Origin of the sequence: Alteromonas sp. MMG017 (genome assembly GCF_018100795.1) — a bacterium.
Lineage (GTDB): Bacteria > Pseudomonadota > Gammaproteobacteria > Enterobacterales > Alteromonadaceae > Alteromonas.
The window spans coordinates 126,820-146,999 of the sequence record NZ_JAGJDY010000007.1 but is presented as its reverse complement, the minus strand read 5'-3'; the positions used below and the strand labels follow the sequence as shown (position 1 = coordinate 146,999).

Annotated in this window: 20 protein-coding genes; 8 read left to right on the top strand and 12 right to left on the bottom strand. The window is 43.4% G+C overall.

Going from position 1 to position 20,180, the window contains the following annotated elements; all coding sequences use genetic code 11:
- Positions 1–16: 16 nt before the first annotated feature.
- Positions 17–1,987: a choline BCCT transporter BetT gene (betT, locus tag J8L84_RS12585; RefSeq protein WP_211070996.1), complete on the bottom strand. Its 1,971-nt coding sequence runs from the start codon at positions 1,985–1,987 to the stop codon at positions 17–19.
- Positions 1,988–2,284: 297 nt separating this feature from the next.
- On the opposite strand from betT, the gene J8L84_RS12580 reads away from it, so the two are divergent.
- The 3 genes from J8L84_RS12580 to J8L84_RS12570 all read left to right on the top strand — a co-directional run bounded on the left by J8L84_RS12580 (position 2,285) and on the right by J8L84_RS12570 (position 7,634).
- The gene (locus J8L84_RS12580; protein WP_211070995.1) at positions 2,285–4,993 is read left to right on the top strand and encodes a TonB-dependent receptor; all 2,709 of its coding nucleotides are present in this window, start codon (positions 2,285–2,287) and stop codon (positions 4,991–4,993) included.
- 119 nt (positions 4,994–5,112) lie between these two features.
- Positions 5,113–7,083 (top strand): tetratricopeptide repeat-containing sulfotransferase family protein, encoded by a 1,971-nt coding sequence (locus tag J8L84_RS12575; RefSeq protein ID WP_211070994.1) that lies wholly within the window; start codon positions 5,113–5,115, stop codon positions 7,081–7,083.
- An 8-nt stretch (positions 7,084–7,091) separates the two neighbouring features.
- A complete protein-coding gene (locus tag J8L84_RS12570; RefSeq protein ID WP_211070993.1) occupies positions 7,092–7,634 on the top strand; it encodes a DinB family protein in 543 nt (180 codons plus the stop codon).
- Positions 7,635–7,681: 47 nt separating this feature from the next.
- Here the strand turns inward: J8L84_RS12570 and J8L84_RS12565 are convergent, their stop codons facing one another.
- The 9 genes from J8L84_RS12565 to atpD are packed head-to-tail and all read right to left on the bottom strand — an operon-like array spanning position 7,682 to position 14,623.
- The gene (locus tag J8L84_RS12565) at positions 7,682–8,578 is read right to left on the bottom strand and encodes a F0F1 ATP synthase subunit gamma (protein WP_211070992.1); all 897 of its coding nucleotides are present in this window, start codon (positions 8,576–8,578) and stop codon (positions 7,682–7,684) included.
- Between the two features lie 57 nt (positions 8,579–8,635).
- A complete protein-coding gene (locus J8L84_RS12560; RefSeq protein ID WP_211070991.1) occupies positions 8,636–10,204 on the bottom strand; it encodes an alternate F1F0 ATPase, F1 subunit alpha in 1,569 nt (522 codons plus the stop codon).
- 9 nt (positions 10,205–10,213) lie between these two features.
- The gene (locus tag J8L84_RS12555; RefSeq protein ID WP_211070990.1) at positions 10,214–11,056 is read right to left on the bottom strand and encodes a F0F1 ATP synthase subunit delta; all 843 of its coding nucleotides are present in this window, start codon (positions 11,054–11,056) and stop codon (positions 10,214–10,216) included.
- A 3-nt stretch (positions 11,057–11,059) separates the two neighbouring features.
- Positions 11,060–11,338, bottom strand: coding sequence for a F0F1 ATP synthase subunit C (locus J8L84_RS12550; protein WP_013783888.1), 279 nt, complete (start codon positions 11,336–11,338; stop codon positions 11,060–11,062).
- Positions 11,338–12,048 (bottom strand): F0F1 ATP synthase subunit A, encoded by a 711-nt coding sequence (locus J8L84_RS12545; RefSeq protein WP_211070989.1) that lies wholly within the window; start codon positions 12,046–12,048, stop codon positions 11,338–11,340. Before J8L84_RS12545 ends, J8L84_RS12550 begins: the two co-directional genes overlap by 1 nt.
- Positions 12,038–12,364 (bottom strand): ATP synthase subunit I, encoded by a 327-nt coding sequence (locus J8L84_RS12540; protein ID WP_211070988.1) that lies wholly within the window; start codon positions 12,362–12,364, stop codon positions 12,038–12,040. The genes J8L84_RS12545 and J8L84_RS12540 overlap by 11 nt, the downstream gene beginning before the upstream one ends.
- Positions 12,351–12,782 (bottom strand): AtpZ/AtpI family protein, encoded by a 432-nt coding sequence (locus tag J8L84_RS12535; protein WP_211070987.1) that lies wholly within the window; start codon positions 12,780–12,782, stop codon positions 12,351–12,353. The genes J8L84_RS12540 and J8L84_RS12535 overlap by 14 nt, the downstream gene beginning before the upstream one ends.
- Before the next feature lie 4 nt (positions 12,783–12,786).
- Positions 12,787–13,176, bottom strand: a complete 390-nt coding sequence (locus J8L84_RS12530) for a F0F1 ATP synthase subunit epsilon (protein ID WP_211070986.1) — start codon at positions 13,174–13,176, stop codon at positions 12,787–12,789.
- Positions 13,166–14,623 carry a F0F1 ATP synthase subunit beta gene (atpD, locus tag J8L84_RS12525; protein ID WP_211070985.1) on the bottom strand — a complete coding sequence of 486 codons (1,458 nt, stop codon included), beginning with the start codon at positions 14,621–14,623 and terminating at the stop codon, positions 13,166–13,168. The genes J8L84_RS12530 and atpD overlap by 11 nt, the downstream gene beginning before the upstream one ends.
- 278 nt (positions 14,624–14,901) lie before the next feature.
- Here atpD and J8L84_RS12520 point away from each other — a divergent pair, with 278 nt between their 5' ends.
- The 4 genes from J8L84_RS12520 (at position 14,902) to J8L84_RS12505 (ending at position 16,525) form a co-directional block, all read left to right on the top strand.
- Positions 14,902–15,228: a YceK/YidQ family lipoprotein gene (locus J8L84_RS12520; RefSeq protein ID WP_057791568.1), complete on the top strand. Its 327-nt coding sequence runs from the start codon at positions 14,902–14,904 to the stop codon at positions 15,226–15,228.
- Between the two features lie 138 nt (positions 15,229–15,366).
- A complete protein-coding gene (locus J8L84_RS12515; protein ID WP_211070984.1) occupies positions 15,367–15,576 on the top strand; it encodes a hypothetical protein in 210 nt (69 codons plus the stop codon).
- A 250-nt stretch (positions 15,577–15,826) separates the two neighbouring features.
- Complete coding sequence (locus J8L84_RS12510) at positions 15,827–16,123, top strand: hypothetical protein (protein WP_211070983.1); 297 nt, start codon at positions 15,827–15,829, stop codon at positions 16,121–16,123.
- Between the two features lie 117 nt (positions 16,124–16,240).
- Positions 16,241–16,525, top strand: a complete 285-nt coding sequence (locus J8L84_RS12505) for a hypothetical protein (RefSeq protein WP_211070982.1) — start codon at positions 16,241–16,243, stop codon at positions 16,523–16,525.
- A 91-nt stretch (positions 16,526–16,616) separates the two neighbouring features.
- Here the strand turns inward: J8L84_RS12505 and J8L84_RS12500 are convergent, their stop codons facing one another.
- Positions 16,617–17,810 (bottom strand): MFS transporter, encoded by a 1,194-nt coding sequence (locus J8L84_RS12500; RefSeq protein WP_211070981.1) that lies wholly within the window; start codon positions 17,808–17,810, stop codon positions 16,617–16,619.
- Between the two features lie 237 nt (positions 17,811–18,047).
- Positions 18,048–19,151 (bottom strand): NADH:flavin oxidoreductase, encoded by a 1,104-nt coding sequence (locus tag J8L84_RS12495; RefSeq protein ID WP_211070980.1) that lies wholly within the window; start codon positions 19,149–19,151, stop codon positions 18,048–18,050.
- A 376-nt stretch (positions 19,152–19,527) separates the two neighbouring features.
- Here J8L84_RS12495 and J8L84_RS12490 point away from each other — a divergent pair, with 376 nt between their 5' ends.
- On the top strand, positions 19,528–20,175 hold the full coding sequence (locus J8L84_RS12490; RefSeq protein ID WP_211070979.1) for an energy transducer TonB: 648 nt from the start codon (positions 19,528–19,530) through the stop codon (positions 20,173–20,175).
- Positions 20,176–20,180: the final 5 nt, after the last annotated feature.

Below are 20,180 nucleotides of genomic sequence, written 5' to 3'. Positions count from 1 at the left end.
GCAACCCTAACCCAAGCTACTTAAGCAAATGGATAAAGTGTTGATGCTTTTGAAACTGATCAATTACGTCATTAATGACTGAGATTTTCGACCATCCCATAATGTCGTAGTTTTGACCACCTTCACTTAAATGAACTTCTGCGCGATAGTACGTGGGCTTCTCGCCTTCGTCTACCTCTTGTAGCTCACTTGGGCCAAATTCTGGTTGATGAGTGGCTGATGGGTACACTGCGTATACAAAATCAGGGTCGCTACCCATGGTTACCGTTAACATAAGTGATTCATCGGTTTCATCAATCAAAATTTCAAATTGCTGAGTTTCGAACTCTTTACCTACTTCCGACATAGCAGGCTTAACAATTTTTTGCATATAGCGTCTAACGGCATTCTCATCTGGGAAAGTCACAATATTTTCTAATCGGTCTTTCCAGTTCTTATCGCCATCGTTGTGCTGCGGTGTACCTGCAAGCACTTGTAAGCTTTCTCGCTTGTACGCTTCAACTCGTAGTGCTTTTAGTAAGCCCGCAATGGCGACAAGCAGCACTATTGCGAAGGGCAGCGCCGAAGCAATAGTCATGGTTTGAAGTGCCCCCAAACCACCAGCATAAAGCAGAACCGCACTTACCACACCTACACCAACGGCCCAGTAAATTCGTTGCCACAATGGTGTGTCGTTTCTACCGTGCGAACACAGCATGTCTACAACCATAGCACCGGAATCACAAGATGTAACAAAAAACACGATGACCATTATTACGGCAATAAAGCTTAATATCGACGAGAACGGGAATTGCTCTAAGAACACGAATAGGGCGACAGCACTATCCTCGTTAACCATGGTGGCTAATATATCCTTACCATGCACTAACACTTGGTCGATGGCGCCATTACCGAATACGGTCATCCAGAAAAGCGTAAACGCAGAGGGGATAAGTAATACACCCATGATGAACTCACGAATGCTACGGCCGTATGATATACGTGCAATGAATAAACCTACGAAAGGTGCCCACGCTAACCACCAGCCCCAATAGAAGATGGTCCAGCCACCAATCCAATCGGTTTTGTCATAGGCGAATAAGTTGAAGGTATTTCTAACTAAGTCAGATAGGTAAGCCCCCGTATTTTGCATGTAGGCTTGAAGTAAGAATACGGTTGGCCCCAATACTAGAACAATAAGAAGCAGCAAGATGGCTAAAACCATGTTGGTTTCAGACAAAATACGAATACCTTTATCTAACCCAGTCGCAACCGAAATAACCGCTAGGCCAATTACGCCAGCCATTATTAATATTTGAACGGTGGTATTTGAAGGTAAGCCAAATAAATAGTTAAAGCCTGCATTAACTTGTGATGCACCTAGCCCGAGTGACGTTGAAACACCAAACACGGTAGAGGTGACGGCAAAGATGTCCACAACGTGACCAGGCCAACCGTAAATCCTATCACCAATCAACGGGTACAGTGCAGAACGTAGTGTTAGCGGTAAGTTTTGACGATATGAAAAATAGGCCAATATCAAAGCCACAACAGCATAAATTGCCCATGCATGGACACCCCAATGGAAAAAGGTGGTTTTCATGGCTTCTCGCACTGCATCAATACTTTCAGCTTGTGCAGTTGGCGGTGCAAGAAAATGCATTAACGGTTCGGCTACCCCGAAAAACATAAGTCCAATACCCATACCTGCAGCAAACAGCATAGATAACCAAGTAGTGAACTTAAATTCAGGTACGGCATGGTCGGGGCCCAGCTTAATCTCGCCATAGCGAGACATGCCAAGATAAACCACAAACAACAAAACAATTGCAACCGTCAGTACGTAGAACCAACTGCCATTCGTCACTATGACGTCTTGAATAGTTTTGAAAAGTGAATCGGCGGTTTCAGGCAAGGCTGCTGCAAAAATGAGCAGGCAAGCTATAATTATGGAAGACGTGTAAAACACGGGTTTATTTAAGGGTGATGTGTTCTCAGTTTCGCTCACGCTAGTATCAGTCCTTTCTCTTATCTGTCGACTTAGAGTTGTTACGTCGAAATATACAGCATGGAACAACTTTTATAAACTTTGATTGTAATTATTAGAGCTGATTCTTTAATTGATTGGTGTTTCTATAATTTCACGTTATTAAACGGGGGGAAACTAAAGTATAAGTGATTAAATAATCGTTAGAGTAGAAATTAATCACCGTTTGTGGGTTAATATAAATGATATCTTTGAACAGTATTGTAAATAAACTCAGTTCAAAGAATAAAAAATCACATAACAGGGAAAACACACATTATGCGTAAAACTCAGCTTAGCTGTGCAATTGTTGCTGCATTGGCATCTACACCGTTGCTCGCTCAAGAATCTGAAGCGCCAGCGAAACTTGAAACTATAGAAGTTACAGCCACTAAACGCGCCGAATCTATCCAAGACGTTCCTGTCGCCGTTACTGCACTTAATGGTAAAGCACTCGAAAATTTAGGCATCGATAATTTTCAAGACTATGTTGAATTCTTACCTAACGTAGTCTTTCAGGGTACAGGCCCAGGCCAAAACGAAATTTATATTCGTGGCGCGGCAACTACCCAATCAAACATCATGTTATCTTCTGTTCAAGCACTACAACCCTCTGTTGCTTTCTATGTGGATGAGCAGCCTGTATCAATGGCTGGTCGTAACTTAGACGTGTACGCTACTGACGTTGCGCGTGTTGAAGTGCTTCCTGGGCCACAAGGTACGTTGTTTGGTGCAAGCTCTCAGGCAGGTACAATTCGTTTGATCACGAATAAACCCGACCTAAACAGTTTTGGTGCTGGTTTTGATACTAACATTGGTTTCACCAAAGGCGGTGAAATGAGTAACTCGGTAACGGCTTACTTTAATTTGCCACTGACCGACAAGTTAGGTTTCCGCGTTGCGGCTTACAACGATAAGCAAGGCGGCTGGATAGATAACGTAATGAACGTTCCCGGCGAAGGTGGTTACATTGGAAGTGCGGTAGTTATCGACCGTATCTCTGGCGGCGTACTTGCTGATCCAGTTGCTATGGATCAAAACCGCGTGACTAGCCCAGGCGTTAACTCTAACGAAGAAGCCTCTGTTGTATCCCCACAAAATGATGCGCTTGTTGAAGAAGACTTCAATGATGCAATCTACACGGGTGCACGTTTCGGTTTGCTTTATGAATTTAACGATGACTGGGATTTGTTGGTTCAACATACTCAACAATCGTTAGATACTGAAGGTGTATTTGCATACGACCCTACGCTTGAGGGCGAAAGTTCTGCGCTTCGTTTTCAACAAGAAGAAAACAAAGATGAGTTTGGCTTAACAACGTGGACACTAGAAGGTCGTTTAGAAAAACTAGATCTTGTTTACACTGGTGGTTATTTAGATCGTGAAATCGATACCTTAGCCGATTACACGGGGTACACAAATGGTGGTGCTTTTGCAGCGTACTATGTATGTAACCACTATGAATCTGGTGTTGAAGCTGAAGATCAGCGCTGCTTAGATCCTACCAAGTACTTTAGAGAAGACACAACTACAACCCGTTCTACACACGAGCTTCGTTTTGTTACAACCATGGATACGCCTTGGCGTGTAACCGCTGGTTTGTTCTATGACGATCAAGAAGTGGCCACAGTCGGGCAGTTCAAAATTGCCAATACTGACGGCGAACTAACGCGATTTGGCTTTAATAACCTACAAAGAACCCTAGTAGGTACTGATGGTATTAATAGCGACGGTGGTCCGTTCCCATCAGAAATAAGCTTTATTAACGATATTACCCATACCGTTGAGCAAATTGCGGTATTTGGTCAGTTTGAATACGACATTACCGATTCACTCACCGCTAGTGTAGGCGCCCGCTGGTATCAAATTGACGATAAGTACACAGGTTCAACTTCTACTGTTGACGTAACACGCCGTGTTCAAGCATTTGGTTCACTTGACCCAGATGAGTTAGCCGCTGTTGGTCTAGACCCTGATGCAGTAAATGCTGCTATTGCTAGTGGCCAGCTAGAAACGGATTTGTTAGGTAGCGATGGTGTACTTACCGTTGACGATACTATCTTCAAGTTCTCACTAGATTGGAAGGTAAACGACGATTTATTATTGTTTGCTAACTACTCTGAAGGTTTCCGTCCGCCGGTAACCAACCGTGTTGGTGGTGGTTTGGCGAAAAACCAAAGTGGCGCATTTGAAAACTTCCGTATTCCTGTGTACTCAACCACAGATACCCTCGATAACTACGAGCTAGGTGTGAAGGGTGACTTCTTAGACGGCATACTACGTGTAAACGCTACGGCGTATTACTCTGAAATTACCGATCTACAAACGTCACGTTTCGACCCAACTAACATCTCTTTCTTAGTATTTACCGACAACGTGGGTGATGCAGAGATTCAAGGTTTAGATGCTGACATAACTTGGTTAGCCACAGACGATTTAGTGATTAACGCCGCATTCAGTTTACTAAATACTGAATTAACTAGCGTAAATTCTGAATTAGAAGGTATTGCAGCAGGTGTAGGCTCTGAGCTTCCTTATTCTGCAGGTTTCTCTGGTAACATTAACGCCCGTTACTTCTTCGAATTAGAAGGCGACAAGCGTGGTTATGTGAACGGCTCTGTAAGCTACACGGGTGACCGTTATGCGGGCATGGTAATGGACGCTTACGTAATGGAAGATGCAACGCAACTAATTTACGGCACAGGTTCTGGCCTTAAAATTGAGAAGCATGCAGACGTTTACGAAGGGGTAACCTACGCTGATTCAAATGGCAATACCTTCGAAGGTGGCCGTTACGTACAAGAGTCTTACATGCTAGCTAACTTGGCCGTTGGTGTAACTAACGACATTTGGAAAGCCGAGCTTTATATCGATAACGTGTTTGATGAAAGCGCGATATTAAATATTGATACTCAGCAGTTTACACCTAAGGTAGTAACGAATCGCCCACGTACAATTGGCGTGCGCTTTTCTTACGATTACTACTAAACACAAGTTGTGTAATCTGACTTTGGTGTAATTTGAACTTCATGTAATATGTTACACCTACCTAAAACGGCATGCCTTAGGGGATGCCGTTTTTTTATGTTTTTAGGCATGCTGTATTTATGAATTCACAAGAACAACAAACTCTTACTGCACTAAAACAAAGTTTGATGCAGTCTAATCATCAGTATGTTATTGCGCAAAGTAAGCAGTTTCTGAATGCTAAACCCAGCGAAGACGCTACCCGCGAAGCCATGTATGTAAAGGCCGTGGCCTATAGACTTGCCGGAGAAATTAAAAGCGCAATAAGTACATTGTTGCAGCTTGTCGAAATATTTCCTGATTACGGCAGAGGCTTTCAAGAATTGGGCTATTGTTATGCACGCGATGCTGCCCATAGCGATGCTGCGAATGCTTTTTATCAAGCTACACGTTTCAACCCCGCACTTGTTGCCGCATGGCAGCAGTTAGAGGCCGTATACAAGCGAGACAATCAACCTCAAGCTTTGGCACTCGCACAACAACACATTAGTTTCCTGCAAAGTCTGCCCAAACCATTACTTGGCGCACACGATCTTATGCACGAAGGCCAACTGCATAAAGCAGAACAGGTATGCCGTCAGTTCTTAGCCAAAAACAAACATCACCCTGAAGCCATGATGCTATTGGCAGAATTAGGCGTGCAGTTAAAGGTATATCATGATGCCGAGTTTTTATTAGAAAGTTGTGTAGCGCTTTATCCTGACAACGATAAAGCCCAAGCGGCTTACCAAGGGTTACTGGCAAAACTGGGCAAATTCCCGCAGGCGGCTAAAGTGGCACGAGCGCGCTTAGTACAACAGCCAGAAAGCTTTTCCATAAAAGTAAGCTTAGCCCATGCGCTAGTGGGTGTTGCTGAGTTAGAAGAGGCCATTGGTATTTATCATAGTTTACTTGCCGATAAGCAAGATCGCCCCGCACTGTGGGTTGCGCTAGGCCATGCGTTAAAGGCCAAAGGCGATGTGAAAGAGGCAATTGCTTCTTACGAAAAAGCCGCTGTGTTTGCGCCTGATTTTGGCGACGCGTACTGGAGCTTGGCTAATACGAAAACTTATCGTTTTGATGATAACGCTTTGACGGAAATGCAACAGCAAGAAGCGCTTGAAACCACAAAGCTAGACGACAGAATTCACCTTTGCTTTGCGTTAGGCAAAGGCTTTGAAGATGCCAAGCAGGCCCCCAAAGCATTTGAATATTATAACAAAGGCAACATCTTGAAAAAGCGCACGCATCGCTTTGATATTGCTCGCACAGAAGCGGCACTTGAAGCCCAAGCATCGGCTTGCGATGCAGAGTTAATGAGTGAGTTCAGCGGCTGCGATGCGCCCGATCCTATTTTTATTGTTGGCTTGCCACGCGCGGGTTCCACCTTATTAGAGCAAATTTTGGCGTCTCACTCTATGGTAGATGGCACCATGGAGCTACATGATATTTTAGGCATTGCTTCTAGCTTAAGTAATCAGAAGAAAGCGTATCCGTACAATCTTGCCGATTTATCTGATGAAGCGTGTATTGCCCTTGGCGAAAAATACATGGCGCAAACCCAAGCTTATCGTCAGTCTGCCCCATTTTTTATTGATAAAATGCCGAATAATTTTGTGCATATTGGGCTTATAAAGCGCATTTTGCCAAACGCAAAAATTATCGATGCTAGGCGCGACCCCATGGATTGCTGCTTTAGTGGCTTTAAGCAGTTATTCGGGGAAGGGCAAGAGTTTAGCTATTCCTTAGACGATATTGGCCGTTATTATTGTGCTTATGAAAAATTAATGGCCCACTGGCATTCTGTATTGCCCGATCATATTCTAACCGTTCAGCACGAAGATGTGCTTGATGATTTAGAAGGGCAAGTGCAGCGCATACTTGATTATTGCGGTCTGCCATTTGAACCGGCTTGTTTATCGTTCTATGAAACCAAAAGGGTAATTAAAACCCCCAGTTCAGAACAAGTACGCCAGCCTATTTACAAAACTGGCATGCAGCAGTGGAAGCCTTTTGAAAGTTACTTAGATGAACTTAAGCTAGCATTAACTAAACGAAGCGACATGTCTTAGGAAACGTTATGTCTTTGAAAAATAGCTTCACATTGATGGCTCAATACAATCAGTGGATGAATGAGTCTGTATATTCAGCGGCATTGCAATTAAGCCCCGCTGAATTGAGTGAAGATGTGGGCGCTTTTTTTGGATCTATATTAGGCACGCTTAACCACATATTGGTTGCCGATATTATCTGGCTTCAACGATTTGCACAGCATCCTGATAGGTTCAGCGAGTTAGACAGCGTAATAGCAATGCCGCTTCCTAAAAAGCTAGATGAAACCCTTTTTGACGATATAGCGTTACTACGCGAGCAAAGAGTGAAAGTGGATGAGGCTATTTTGGCCTTCGCTAATGCCTTATCAAGTGAAGTGCTTACCACTGACTTGTCATTTCACGATACTGCGGGCGTGCCGCATACGAAAAACTTCGGTCAACTTATACTGCACTTATTTAACCATCAAACACATCACCGCGGACAAATTACTACATTACTTTCTCAGCGTGGAGTAGATGTTGGGGCTACCGATTTACTGGAGATAATCCCTGAGATTAAGAACACCTAAGTTGTTAAACAAAAAACTCATTTTCGTTCTCCAAAATTGTCCTCTCTTCAATTTTCAGACAGGGCTTCAAATCCACTTACCAAGTCGGAAAGCTCTTCATCAATGCCTTGCTGCCTTTGACGGTGAAATTGTCGGGAAAGCTCGGTTTGAATTTCTTCTATATTTTTTTCAGCACGTTGCATGGCAGTTAATCTACTTGCGTTTTCACTGGCCAATGATTCAGTACATGCCCTATAAAAGGTAGTAAATAAATACTCGCCAATTAACGCACTAAACGTTTTCTTTGAATCAGTGAGCAATTGAGGTAAGCAACGGGAAGGCCAAGGCGTTACTATTAGCTTTTGTTGCCATTCGTTATCAAGCGGCAATACCTTCTGACTATATGCTTCATACTTTGCATTGGGTAAACTGCGGTTAAACACAATGTGTAGTGCAGATAATTCATTTGATTGCAGTAGTGCTTCTATTTCTTGCAGCAATGAAGTGACCAACCCTGATACTGCATTAATTGAATTAGGGAGCGCAAATGGCTGCTCTATAGGTATATTCAAACTACTTAAGTGAGTCTGAATACGTTCACCAATGGGCCACACTCGTTTTTCACCTGGCAGCGCATTCATCCTGTTTAACAGATGGGAAACCAACGCGTCGTTGAATTTACCTACTAGTCCCTGATCGGAACCAATGGCGATGAACCCAACTTTCCCTAAAGACGTGGTTTTGTTCGCTGTCGCATAGTTTACGGCTTTGATATTTGCGTGATTATGACGAAAATAAGCCACTAACCCGAGCTGTACAGTTTTGTAATAGTCATCGAGTGCTGAAACCGCCATTTCATACTGGCTAATATTGGCTGCTGCCATTGCTTTCATTGTCCTCACCACCGATTTTAAGTCTGTGGCACTATTAATTTTACGCTGTAGACCGCTGCTCAGCTCTCCCACGTTAGCTCTCTCACATTATCTCTCTCATATACAGCTATACATATTAGCTCTGTCACGTTAGCGCTCCTCGCCAGAAAACGTTTTAGTAACGGGTGTCGGTTCCACACTAGCCAGTTGTGTCTTTATCATGGTCAGCACAGTGTCGCTCTCTTCATCGGACAATGGCTGTGCTGATGCTAATTTTTCATGCAATGCTGGGGCTAATGTACCAAGCCCCTCTATGATTGAAGCTTGCGCGCTATCAATTAACGCAAGCGCAATGGTATCCAGAAGCCCTTTGGTAAGGGCGAGTAAAATGGCAATTTGCGCGGCTACTGAAAAGGGATGGGATTCCGCTTGTTTCATGCACGCTCGAATGCGTAATCCATGCTCTATGGCTAAAAGGCTATCGGAGTCTAGTCGTGCACCAAACCGTGCAAAGGTTTCTAGTTCTTCAAATTGGGCATACGCTAGCTTTAGGGCACCAGCGACTTTCCTAAAAGCGGGTCTTTGTGCTTTGCCGCCAACGCGAGACACTGACTTCCCTACATCTACCGCCGGCAGTACGCCAAGAGAAAACAAAGTCGGCGATAAGTATATTTGGCCATCAGTAATGGATATTAAATTAGTCGGTATATAAGCCGACATATTTTGCTCTTCAGTTTCAATAATAGGCAGGGCGGTGAGTGAGCCGCCACCTAGTGCTGCGTTTAGGTGTGTGGCACGCTCTAAAAGCCGAGAATGCAGATAAAAAATATCTCCTGGAAATGCTTCACGTCCAGGCGGTCTGCGAAGTAATAATGATAGTTCGCGATAAGAGCGAGCATGCTGCGTTAAGTCATCGTAAACAATAAGAACATCTTTACCTTGTTGCATAAAATACTCGGCAATACTGGTTGCGGCATAAGGTGCAATGTAATCTAGCCCGGGAGGATCATTTCCCTCTGTTACCATAACTACTGTGTATTCCAGTGCATTGTTGCGTTGTAATGTGGTGATGGTTTTGGCCACTGACGCCGATTTTTGACCTATGGCGCAATAAACGCAAAGTACATTTTTGTCTTTTTGATTTAAAATAGTGTCGATAGCTATCGCTGTTTTACCCGTCTGACGGTCACCCAGTATTAACTCTCGTTGGCCGCGACCAATGGGCAACAAAGCATCCAACGCTTTTACCCCTGTTTGTAGAGGCTCGGTGACAGGGGAACGTGACATAATTTCTGGTGCCGGTCGTTCAATGGGGAGCCGTTCTCGGGTAACAATATTGCCTTTAGCGTCTAGCGCATTGCCCAATGGGTCGATAACTCTGCCTAGTAGCTCATAACCCACTGCTATATCCATTACGCGGCCAGTCCGCTTAACTTCGTCACCTGCATGCAGCGCGGTGTAGTCGCCTAGCATTATGACGCCAATCTCATGCTCATCAATATTAAATGCTATACCGTAAATATCGTTTGGGAAAAGCAGTAATTCTTCAAAGCCAGCACCGAATAAGCCTGACACAATCGCAATGCCAGCTGATACGCTTTCAATGGTGCCCATTTCCTGCAAGCTGACGTCAGGATGATGAGATTCACGGATATACTCAAATTGATCAAATACATATTGATAGCGTTTTTTTAAGGCATTGGTAGTAGAGTCGTTCATGTTATGACCTTAACTGCTAGCACTTAGCGAATGGTGTTCGTTGTCGACGGGCATACTTGTGCCGTTCTCTTGGTACTGAACATCAAGAGACATTTCTACCTCACGTTGCAATGCATTTAACGTTTCATTAGCGCTCCAACTGAGTTTCCAACCACCAAAGCTAAGTGCTAAACCCGCAATCAACTGAGGATCTACCTCTAAGTCGAGGGCTATAGTCAGGCTTTCGCCGCTAGTCTGTTCAGTTAGTAGGCCTTGTAAATATGCTTTTAGACGCTCACATTGTACTTGCGATAAAGGGGCGATGCTACGTACCTTCGCATGTCCTTGGTTATTTTGGATAGCCTGGTTTAACCCAACGTGTCGCTCTTCATTAAGGGCTTTAAGGTGTGATAAAAGTTTGTCGAACATTTTGTCTTGAAGTTGTTGATCTGAAAGTTCGCTGATTACCTTACGGCTAAGGGCAAACACTTCTTTCACGCTTTTATTAATCACTTCGTTTTGTAACGTTTGAATTTCAGTATTCAAAGCAGCGGTACGTTTTATTGCAAATGCATCTGCTTGTACTTTGGCATTTTGCATGGCGGCTATGTGTGCTTTCTGTGCTTCTTCTTTAGCGAGTTTAATAATAGCTGAGCGTTCAGCATCTATATTCGTCAGTTTTTCGTTGTATTGGTTTTCAAGAGTCTCTGCGTTTTTCTTTTTGGTTTCAGCACTAGATAGAACACGTGAAATTTTATTTTCACGTGCATCAATACCATCAAGAATAGGCTTGTATAAAAAGCGCTTAAGTAGCCACACTAAAATCAGAAAATTGATTATTTGTGCAATAACAGTAAACCAATCGATAGGCATGGCTTAGCCTCCATTTTGGGCGATGAAATAATTCCAAAATGGGTTACTGAACAACACAATCATTGAGACTACAAAACAATAGATGGCCGTTGACTCAATCATGGCGAGCCCTACAAATAAGGTTCGGGTAATGGTAGGGGATGCATCGGGCTGCTGGGCCAGCGCGTTTAGCGCACTGGCTACCGCTTTTCCTTCTGCAAGCGATGGCCCAAGCACGCCAATACCTATGGTAAGACCTGCGGTAATGATTGAGCAAATTGCGATTAAAGTAAGACTATCCATTATTCTGCCTTTTGTTGTGGTGGCGTTAGGGTAAGGGAGGCTTTTGCACTAACCGTGCTGGCAGCGGCAATGTAAACCGATGCTAAAACAAAAAAGATGTAGGCTTGAACCATACCGGTCAGCAGGCCAAGCAGCGACATGACAACAGGGAATATCAAAGGCGAAATGACCAGTAGAATAGCTAAAATCATAGCGCCACTCATCATGTTGCCAAACAACCGCACGGCAAGGGCCAGGGTGCGTGAAAGCTCGCCTACAATATTAAAGGGCAACATGAAATACGTGGGTTCAGCGTAAGAAAGCAAATATTGCTTCACCCCTTTGTTTGTTATTCCGTAAAAAGGCACAGATACAAATACACAAAAAGCCAATGCAATAGTGGTGGATAGCGAACTACTTGGCGGCTCAAATCCGGGGAAAATAGTCAGTAGGTTTGCCATTGCAATGAATAAAAACAACGTGCCCAGAAAACCCATGTAGCGTCGTGGTTTTTCTAAGCCCGCATCTGAAATTTGTTCATTGATGGTAATGACTATTATTTCCAAGGCGTTTTGCCAGCGTGAGCGATGACTTTTTTTATTGAGGTTACGAGTGATGAAATAGGCACTTACCACCAGTAACGCCATAATGGCCCAAGTAAAAACAAGCGTAGCGCTTATCTTAATAGCACCATACTGCCAATAAACAATTTCATCGGGACTAAGGTGCATGATGGAGTGCTCCTTTTTCTGCGTCGGTAGGATTGGCTTTGTTAATGACTTTAGTCACTAGGATTCTTCCTATCACAAAGCCAACCAAGCAGGCTGTAAGGTGCCAAATATCATTATTACCAACCCAGTAAAAAACAGTTATCGCCGTACCCATACGAACTAAGATACTGCCTAAAAACCATAGTGCTGGGTGCGTGGCATTAATGCCTTTTTTCACGGTAAACCACAGGGCATAGAAAAAACAGCAACCTAGTACTGCGCCTATTAGAAAAGGGAAGATAAGCGAGGTTAAATTAACATTTTCAGTGAGTGTCATTACTAGGTAGCTCCTTATTTTTATCCGTTTTCTTTAGTTTTTTCGCCTTTGGCTCAGCGTTGCTCTTAGTGGTGGAAGTAGTCTGAACAGAGAGGCTATGCATTGCTGCATACTCCTTACTCACCCAATTCCACGCAATAAAACAGCCCAACGTTAACCCCGCCAATAAAAAAATAAGGGTATAAGAGCGAGAATCATTAATACTAGCGTCAAGCCATACGCCGAATGCAATACCCAAAAGTGTGGGAAGTGCCACAGACCAGCCCACAACCCCCATTAATCCTAATCCAAACCAGACGCCTGGGTGTTTATGGCACTTAGCATGTAACTTTAATGCCACTTTCTTATCTACTTGATGAGACATGCTTTGCTTGCGTGGAGGCCTATTGTTTTTAGCATTAATGGGTGGTTTATCCATGAAGCTACTGCTTAGACAGTGACGAAAATTGTTTAAGAAATCCAGATTCCAACTTAGCTAACACAGCCCGCAGGGCTTGTTGCTCCTCATCCAGATTAGTAAATTCTTGGGTAACCGCTTGTTGCAAAGTTTCAAGAGATTGCCCACTTATCGCTCTTCTAACGGATATAGATACTTGCTCCCCCGTTTTCACTAACACCCCTTGATCAATAGCAATAAATTGCGGCTCTTGGTTACTACATTGATAAGTTAAAATTCCAGGCAGCAAGGGAGTGATGCAATCTAAACGTTGTGGAAGAATGCCGAAGCTTCCAGAAGGAGTTTCAATGATAAGACTGCTGATGCCTGACATCTGGGCAAATATCTGATTGGGTAATAGAATATTAACCTGCATGATGTGCCTCATCCTCTGCTTTTTTAGGTACTTTTTGACCGCTAATGGCGTCATTAATATCGCCAATCATGTACAAGGCGCTTTCGGGATACTCATCAAACTCGCCGCTTAAAATACGTTCGCAGCCTTCTAATGCTTGCTCGATGCTAACGAACTTACCTTGCATGCCAGTAAACTGCTCGGTAGTGAAAAATGGTTGGGTAAAGAAGCGTTCTAAACGACGAGCCCTTGCCACAACATTACGGTCTTTTTTAGATAACTGTTCTAAGCCCAACATGGCAATGATGTCTTTTAATTCGTTGTACTGGGCAAGAATATGACGAACCTGTTGTGCTACTTGATAATGTCTATCACCAACCACATTAGGTGTAGCTAGTTTTGAACTAGACTGCAACGGATCGACCGCCGGGTAAAAGCCTTCACTCGCGCGTTTGCGTGACAATACTAAGGTGGCTGATAGGTGAGAAAAAGTATGCACCGCTGCTGGGTCAGTAAAATCATCAGCAGGCACATAGACCGCTTGAATAGACGTAATGGCACCGCTTTGTGTATTGGCGATACGTTCTTCTAAACTAGATAATTCAGTACCTAATGTCGGTTGGTAACCCATTCGCGATGGCATTTGTCCCATTAGGCCAGACACTTCAGATCCTGCTTGAATAAAGCGAAAAATATTGTCGATAAGCAACAGCACATCTTTCTTTTCGTCATCACGAAAGTACTCAGCCATGGTTAACGCACTATGACCTATTCTAAAGCGACTTCCAGGAGGTTCATTCATTTGTCCGAATAACATGACCATGTTGTCTAATACTCCGGCCTGTTTCATCTCGCGATATAGCTCTTCTCCTTCTCTGCAGCGTTCGCCAATACCGCAAAATATACTCACGCCTTGTTGGTGGCTTACCATGTTGTGAATCATTTCGGTGAGCAAAACGGTCTTGCCCACGCCAGCGCCACCAAACAAGCCTGCTTTTCCGCCTCGCTCAAGCGGACACAGAACATCAACGATTTTGATGCCAGTTTCAAATATCTGTAGCTGGCTGGAAATACTAACAAGGGGAGGAGGGGATTGATGGACACTACGAAGCTCTGCATCGTCGGTAAAAGGTTTTCCGTCTATGGCTTCACCAAACACATTGAACATTCTGGTGAGTATTGAAGGGCCAACAGGCACCTTTAAAGGGCCTTGTGAGCTTTTTACAATCATACCGCGAGCTAAACCCTGGGTAGGAGTTAGCGCAATAGTACGCACTTTTTCTGCTGAGAGTTGAGAAACCACTTCTAACGTTATCTTACCGTCATTAGCGTAAATGATCGTGTGGATATCTGGGAGTTGATTAGTAAAACGAATATCAACAATACTCCCCCTTACCGCTACAATAACGCCATCATGCATCGCATCTATTTGTTCTTTCCGTGAATGTGTCACTTGGTGCTCGCTCATTAAAAGATGCTTTTACACCAATAGAATACGCCGTTTACTTATTAAACAATTTGACCTTTATCAAACTTTTGAAAATTTAATTTAAACACGGGCCGTTTAAATATTGATCTACTTTGGATTTGGATATGAACTTCATGCAGTGACAGCATAAGAAGATGAACATGACTCATGCCGTTGTTTTAAATTGTAGTCGGGTAATGGTATTGTTGGCTAATAGACCGCTGATGTAATCAACATTAGTTTGACAATGCTCACTTAATAAATGGAATTAGTAGTATATGAAAATTTTGTCTCTCGCCATCCTATCTTTAGCGTGTTGCTCTTGTGCCACTGTGAAAACAATTTCCCCTGACAACAACCATGTTCAAATTGAACATCAAGGTAAGAAAAGCTACTGCGAAGAAATTCCTCGTGTATACAGTGGGTTCTCATATAATGTATGTTTGTTAAACGGTGAACCAAGCCGCCGGGAAAATATCGGTTCTACGGTTGGGAAAGTCCCTTTCTTTGTTATTGATGCGGCGTTTTCTATTGTGGCAGACACTATTGTTATTCCATACACCGCAGTACAACAGATAGACAAAGGCAGTATTAAAGTTAACTAATTTACACTTTAACTAAATTTATTATAATTCAACAGTTTGTGTGAAAATTAGCAACTTTGCGTAAGGGCGATTGTATGATGACCATCGCCTTCGCTAAGGTGGTTATCTTATCGAAGATGAAACGAAGGATTTTTTGCTATGAATATTAATGCAACATTGTTTGGGCAAGTTATTATTGTCTTTGCTGTACTGATGGCTACTGTTGGCTATTATTTAGGGAAGCGAAAAACCCTGTCGCCCATTCTTACCTCTATCATAGCTTTCATCGCTGCACTCGTGCCGCCGTTAGCAATTATATTTCTAATCGTACTGGTACTAAAAAACGATGTGAAAACGTCAGAAATATAATTTTTGATTTACTAAATCTATTCCTTAGGGCGTAGCAGCAGGTTTTAGCCTACGCCATATTTGAAGCGCTCACCTCTGAGTTTATTTTCAAAGTCTATATTGTGACGGTAATACTACTTAACATATTCGGTTACACCTTGGTCTTTGTTTGTACCTCATTTATTGTCTATTCTGCCATTAAGTTTATAAATTACCCCAAAGCATCTATCAGCGGCTTGGTCAGTTTTACATGAAGCAGGGACAATAAACGATGGAAGAAGTTATTGTAGGGGAAGTAGCCAAAGGCCTCTTTAAAGCAGTTGGTTACCTAATTATTGAATTGTTTTTTTGGACCGTTTGCTATTGGGTAGGATGGCCTATTTGCAAAGCCGTAACCCTTGGTGCATACCCTAAGCAAGTTAATCTATGGCACTCAGATATTGAAGACGGAAATTTTGGCGCGCTAAACATAGCACGAAATAATAACCAGCACAGTGGCGCTTGGTGTGCGTTAGTGGGGCTAGCCGTCGTTATATCGGCATTCTTCTTTGTAATAACCCATTTTTAGCAGCCAATGTTTTCGCTAACTACCGTTAATTAAGTCTTTATAAGTAAATAACCTGCGACATTGCTCAGGTTACATGCAATGCTCTAGGCATTAGAACAATTACCTACCAGAGCTATTATGAATTTAGATAAGTCGACAAAACGCATTGCCAAAAGGGTAAAGAAAGGATTTCAAGGCTACCCACAAATTACGTTAACGTATTATGGCGAAACGCCAGAATGCGCAAACGAAGTGGTGATGGGATTTATCGCTGAAGAAGGCGCTGCTCCACAAGAACAGAAATTTGCTAGCAAGACTGACGCAAGAACCGATGAAACCATTCAAACTACGCTACTTAAAGTGATAGAGCGCGCCGATGCAAAAACGGTGACAGAAGCTGAAGGCATTGTAGTTACAAAATAGCGCATGTTTAGCAATTTGGGTGAACCTGTCTCTTTGACAGACCCTAGTTGAATGGCTTAAGTAGAAAGCCCACGTAACGCCATAGCCTATTCTAATGACGTGTTTTAAATTTTAGCGTGAAGAAGAACACCAACAAATAACAACTGAATGAAAACCAGTAGGGCAGTGAGGCATCTATAGCGTAAAGGTATGAGCCTAAAAGCGGGCCTACCGCAAACCCCAAAGGCGGACAAGCGCCAGCGATGCCTGCTACCGCCCCTTGTTCATCTGATGATACCGCCACCGATACCCCAGCCATAAACCCTGGGCCCGCTATTCCTAATCCTAAACCCAATACGCACATGGCTGACATAAACTGAAATTTAGTGTCACCCGAAGCTAAAATAGCAAACGCTACCATCATGATGGGCATTGAAAGCCGCAGTAACGTGAAAGGCCGTAGCTTTAATCGAGGAATAAGCAGCATTTGAACCAGCAAAGCTGATGCCGCAGAAATCATCAAACTAAATCCCACAATTTTAGCCGTGTCGGTACTGTTTAGCGCGAAGGTGTCTTGAAACCGAAAGGCTATGGTTTGCTGAACGATGGCAAAGCCCATAAACAACAATACGCCTGCAACTATTAAAGGAAATATTCTAGGGTCGGTGTACTTCAACTTTTTGGGTGTTGAAGTATGTGTAGGCCTAGGCAATACCGGCAAAGAAAACATGGCTAATACCGCAACAGCAACGGTCACCCCCACAGAAAAATAAAGAGGCGTAAGTAAACTTATACTGGCCAACATCCCACCAATGGCAGGCCCCAAAATTGAGCCAATATTGGTGGCAGCGCCTAAAGCGCCCATACCTTTTACACGCTCTTCTACTGTGGTGATGTCAGCCATATAAGCACTTGCCGACGGCGATACGGCAGCCATTACCGTGGCATTACCCACCCGGGTGATGATAAGCAAACCCAGCGCGGCTAAAGGGGCTAGAAAGCCTAATAGTGCAGCTTGGAATACGCCAGCGAAGACTAAAGTACCCGCAGAATAACCAAACAATCCAATCAACAGGACTTTTCGTCTACCCCAACGATCGCTAGCACGCCCCCACAAAGGGCTTATTAAAAATAACGTAAGAGAAGAACAAGATATAATGGCGCCAATTTGCACTTCTATTAGGCCAATTTCTCGACCCAGTGGCGCTAAAATAGCGAACAGAACGGTTTGCGCAAATCCAATGGCAGCTGCGGCTAATAGCAGTGTATTTTTAGCTAACTTATTAGACGGCATTGGTTGTGTCATAGTGAAGATTACTGCTTAATTGAACGGTCAATGGTGAAAGTACTATTCTTATGTATCTTATGTAGGTGTTAGCCACTGTAAGTATTAGCCACTGCGGGCGTTAGCCATTGTATTACCAGTTAAGCAATCTCATGGATAGTAGCAACCAAGTAAGCGAGCACGCTAGTTATTGAGAATTTATGCAAAAGGTTACATAAGCGCTGATGTAAGCGCTTATGTCACTGCTTCCGTAACTGCTTATGTAAGCGAAGCGAGGGCCTTTCCTGAAAATTCTTCTAGCTCATCAAGTTGATTGTGCTTAATTTTATTAGCCCAGTTTGAATCTTGTAGTAGGGCTCGGCCTACAGCCACCAAATCAAACTCACCTTTTTCTAAACGTTCAATCAAATCATCGATAGCACGGGTGTTTGAACCTTTACCAGTAAACGCACCGAAGAAATCATCGTTAAGACCCACAGAGCCTACGGTAATGGTTGGCTTGCCGGTAAGTTTTTTAGTCCAGCCAGCAAGGTTTAAATCTTCCCCTTCAAATTCATTTTCCCAATATCGGCGCTGCGAACAATGGAAAATGTCTACACCTGCATCGCTAAGCGGCGCTAAAAACTCTTCAAGTAATTGCGGTGTTTCAGCCAGACGTGCTGTGTAATCTTGTTGTTTCCATTGTGAATAACGAAGCACAATGGGGAAGTCAGGTGACGTAGCTGCGCGGATAGCTTTAATAATTTCTACCGCAAAGCGACCACGGTTTGCCATGCTGCCACCCCATTCATCGGTGCGCACATTAGTGCCACTCCAGAAAAACTGGTCAATCAAATAGCCATGTGCGCCATGTATTTCGATACCATCAAAGCCAATACGTTTAGCATCTGCCGCAGCAGTTGCGAAAGCGTTGATTACCGATTCAATATGTTGCTGAGTCATTGGCTCTGCGCCTTGCTTACCTGGCTTGAACAAGCCTGAAGGGCCTGCACTAGGTAGTTCAGGGAAAGGGGCTTTTTCAGCAACTCGAGCCATTCCAACGTGCCAAAGCTGAGGCATAATTTTACCACCAACACTGTGTACCGCTTTTACTGTTTCTTCCCAGCCTGTTAGTGCTTTGTCGCCATGAAATACAGGAATACGATGGCTCATATTCGCTACCGGATCGTTCACCGTGGTGCCTTCTGTGATGATTAATCCTGTTCCACCTTCAGCGCGGCGGCGATAGTAATCAGCAACATCTGAAGTTGGTACACCTTCAGGAGAGAATTCACGTGTCATCGGTGCCATTACAATTCTGTTGTCTACCGATAGCCCTTTGTGTTTGAAAGGGGCAAATAACGCTTGAGTCTTGGTGGTCATGGGCAGTTATATTCCATAGTTGTACGCAGGAATGTACTTAAAAACACGATAGGGTTTTTAAACGAACACTCAACGCAACAAAATTTATCTGGGAAACCTCAGTAAGCCGCTTAATCGTTTTCGTATCTCTTAAAAAGGGCGCTTTACAAGGGCTCTTTACACGGCCTTTTCGATACAAGCTCTTCAATACAAGCGTAAAGATCTAAGATTTCACCAGTTTGCGAGACTGAATATAGTATTAGCAGATGAAGAGGAGTCAATTTATCAATTTGAATGGTCATACCAGTGGTTGTCTGCATGCGGTTTTGATTTAGTAGAAAAATAAATCACCCCTATTGCCATCTTGTTTCGTTATTTAAGAAAACAGGAGAGCAATATGAACGCTTTTACACAACATGATGTATTTCGACCTTTTAGCGTTAAGCCACTTATTTATATAGCAATGAGTATACTTATCACCTTTGGTTTGTTCGCCGTTATGGCTAAGTTGATTGAGAATAATCAGGTGGGGAGCAAAGTTACTGAATACCAGACGGTTGGGCCAGTAGTACTAACCTTAGACGATCCTAAAGTGATTGTACGTACGCCTATAAAACCCATGGAGAAGCCTGTAGCACAACCGCCTATGGAAATACCTAAAGCGGATCCTACGCCCAATGATACCGATACAACGTTTAAGTTTACCCCTCAATTTACAACCAATACGGTGAATATAAATCCCAATTTTCAAAGTGGGAAAAAGGATATGCAAGCTTCTCCGCAATTTCGGGTAGATCCAACCTTTCCCCAAGAGGCGATGCGAAATGGTACAGAAGGGTGGGTTAAGTTAGGTTTTACTGTAGCGTCAAATGGGACGGTACAAGATATTCATATCATTGGTTCCGAGCCCAAGCGTGTGTTCGACCGTGCAGCCCGTCGAGCCCTGTCTAAATGGAAATATAAACCAAAAATAGAAAATGGTGTGCCAGTGGCTCAGCATGATATGTTTGTTGTATTAGATTTTCGTTTTGAATCCGCACGGTAATAATA

Bases quoted from the DNA above. Each gene is read 5' to 3' on its own strand.
- J8L84_RS12545 (WP_211070989.1), bottom strand. From the start codon at position 12,048: ATGCACCTTAGTCCCGATGAAATTGTTTATTGGCAGTATGGTGCTATT.
- J8L84_RS12500 (WP_211070981.1), bottom strand. From the start codon at position 17,810: ATGACACAACCAATGCCGTCTAATAAGTTAGCTAAAAATACACTGCTA.
- J8L84_RS12540 (WP_211070988.1), bottom strand. From the start codon at position 12,364: ATGACACTCACTGAAAATGTTAATTTAACCTCGCTTATCTTCCCTTTT.
- J8L84_RS12535 (WP_211070987.1), bottom strand. From the start codon at position 12,782: ATGGATAAACCACCCATTAATGCTAAAAACAATAGGCCTCCACGCAAG.
- J8L84_RS12495 (WP_211070980.1), bottom strand. From the start codon at position 19,151: ATGACCACCAAGACTCAAGCGTTATTTGCCCCTTTCAAACACAAAGGG.
- J8L84_RS12570 (WP_211070993.1), top strand. From the start codon at position 7,092: ATGTCTTTGAAAAATAGCTTCACATTGATGGCTCAATACAATCAGTGG.
- J8L84_RS12575 (WP_211070994.1), top strand. From the start codon at position 5,113: ATGAATTCACAAGAACAACAAACTCTTACTGCACTAAAACAAAGTTTG.
- J8L84_RS12580 (WP_211070995.1), top strand. From the start codon at position 2,285: ATGCGTAAAACTCAGCTTAGCTGTGCAATTGTTGCTGCATTGGCATCT.
- J8L84_RS12530 (WP_211070986.1), bottom strand. From the start codon at position 13,176: ATGCAGGTTAATATTCTATTACCCAATCAGATATTTGCCCAGATGTCA.
- J8L84_RS12505 (WP_211070982.1), top strand. From the start codon at position 16,241: ATGAATTTAGATAAGTCGACAAAACGCATTGCCAAAAGGGTAAAGAAA.
- J8L84_RS12555 (WP_211070990.1), bottom strand. From the start codon at position 11,056: ATGCCTATCGATTGGTTTACTGTTATTGCACAAATAATCAATTTTCTG.
- J8L84_RS12510 (WP_211070983.1), top strand. From the start codon at position 15,827: ATGGAAGAAGTTATTGTAGGGGAAGTAGCCAAAGGCCTCTTTAAAGCA.
- J8L84_RS12550 (WP_013783888.1), bottom strand. From the start codon at position 11,338: ATGGATAGTCTTACTTTAATCGCAATTTGCTCAATCATTACCGCAGGT.
- J8L84_RS12490 (WP_211070979.1), top strand. From the start codon at position 19,528: ATGAACGCTTTTACACAACATGATGTATTTCGACCTTTTAGCGTTAAG.
- J8L84_RS12515 (WP_211070984.1), top strand. From the start codon at position 15,367: ATGAATATTAATGCAACATTGTTTGGGCAAGTTATTATTGTCTTTGCT.
- J8L84_RS12520 (WP_057791568.1), top strand. From the start codon at position 14,902: ATGAAAATTTTGTCTCTCGCCATCCTATCTTTAGCGTGTTGCTCTTGT.
- J8L84_RS12560 (WP_211070991.1), bottom strand. From the start codon at position 10,204: ATGAACGACTCTACTACCAATGCCTTAAAAAAACGCTATCAATATGTA.
- atpD (WP_211070985.1), bottom strand. From the start codon at position 14,623: ATGAGCGAGCACCAAGTGACACATTCACGGAAAGAACAAATAGATGCG.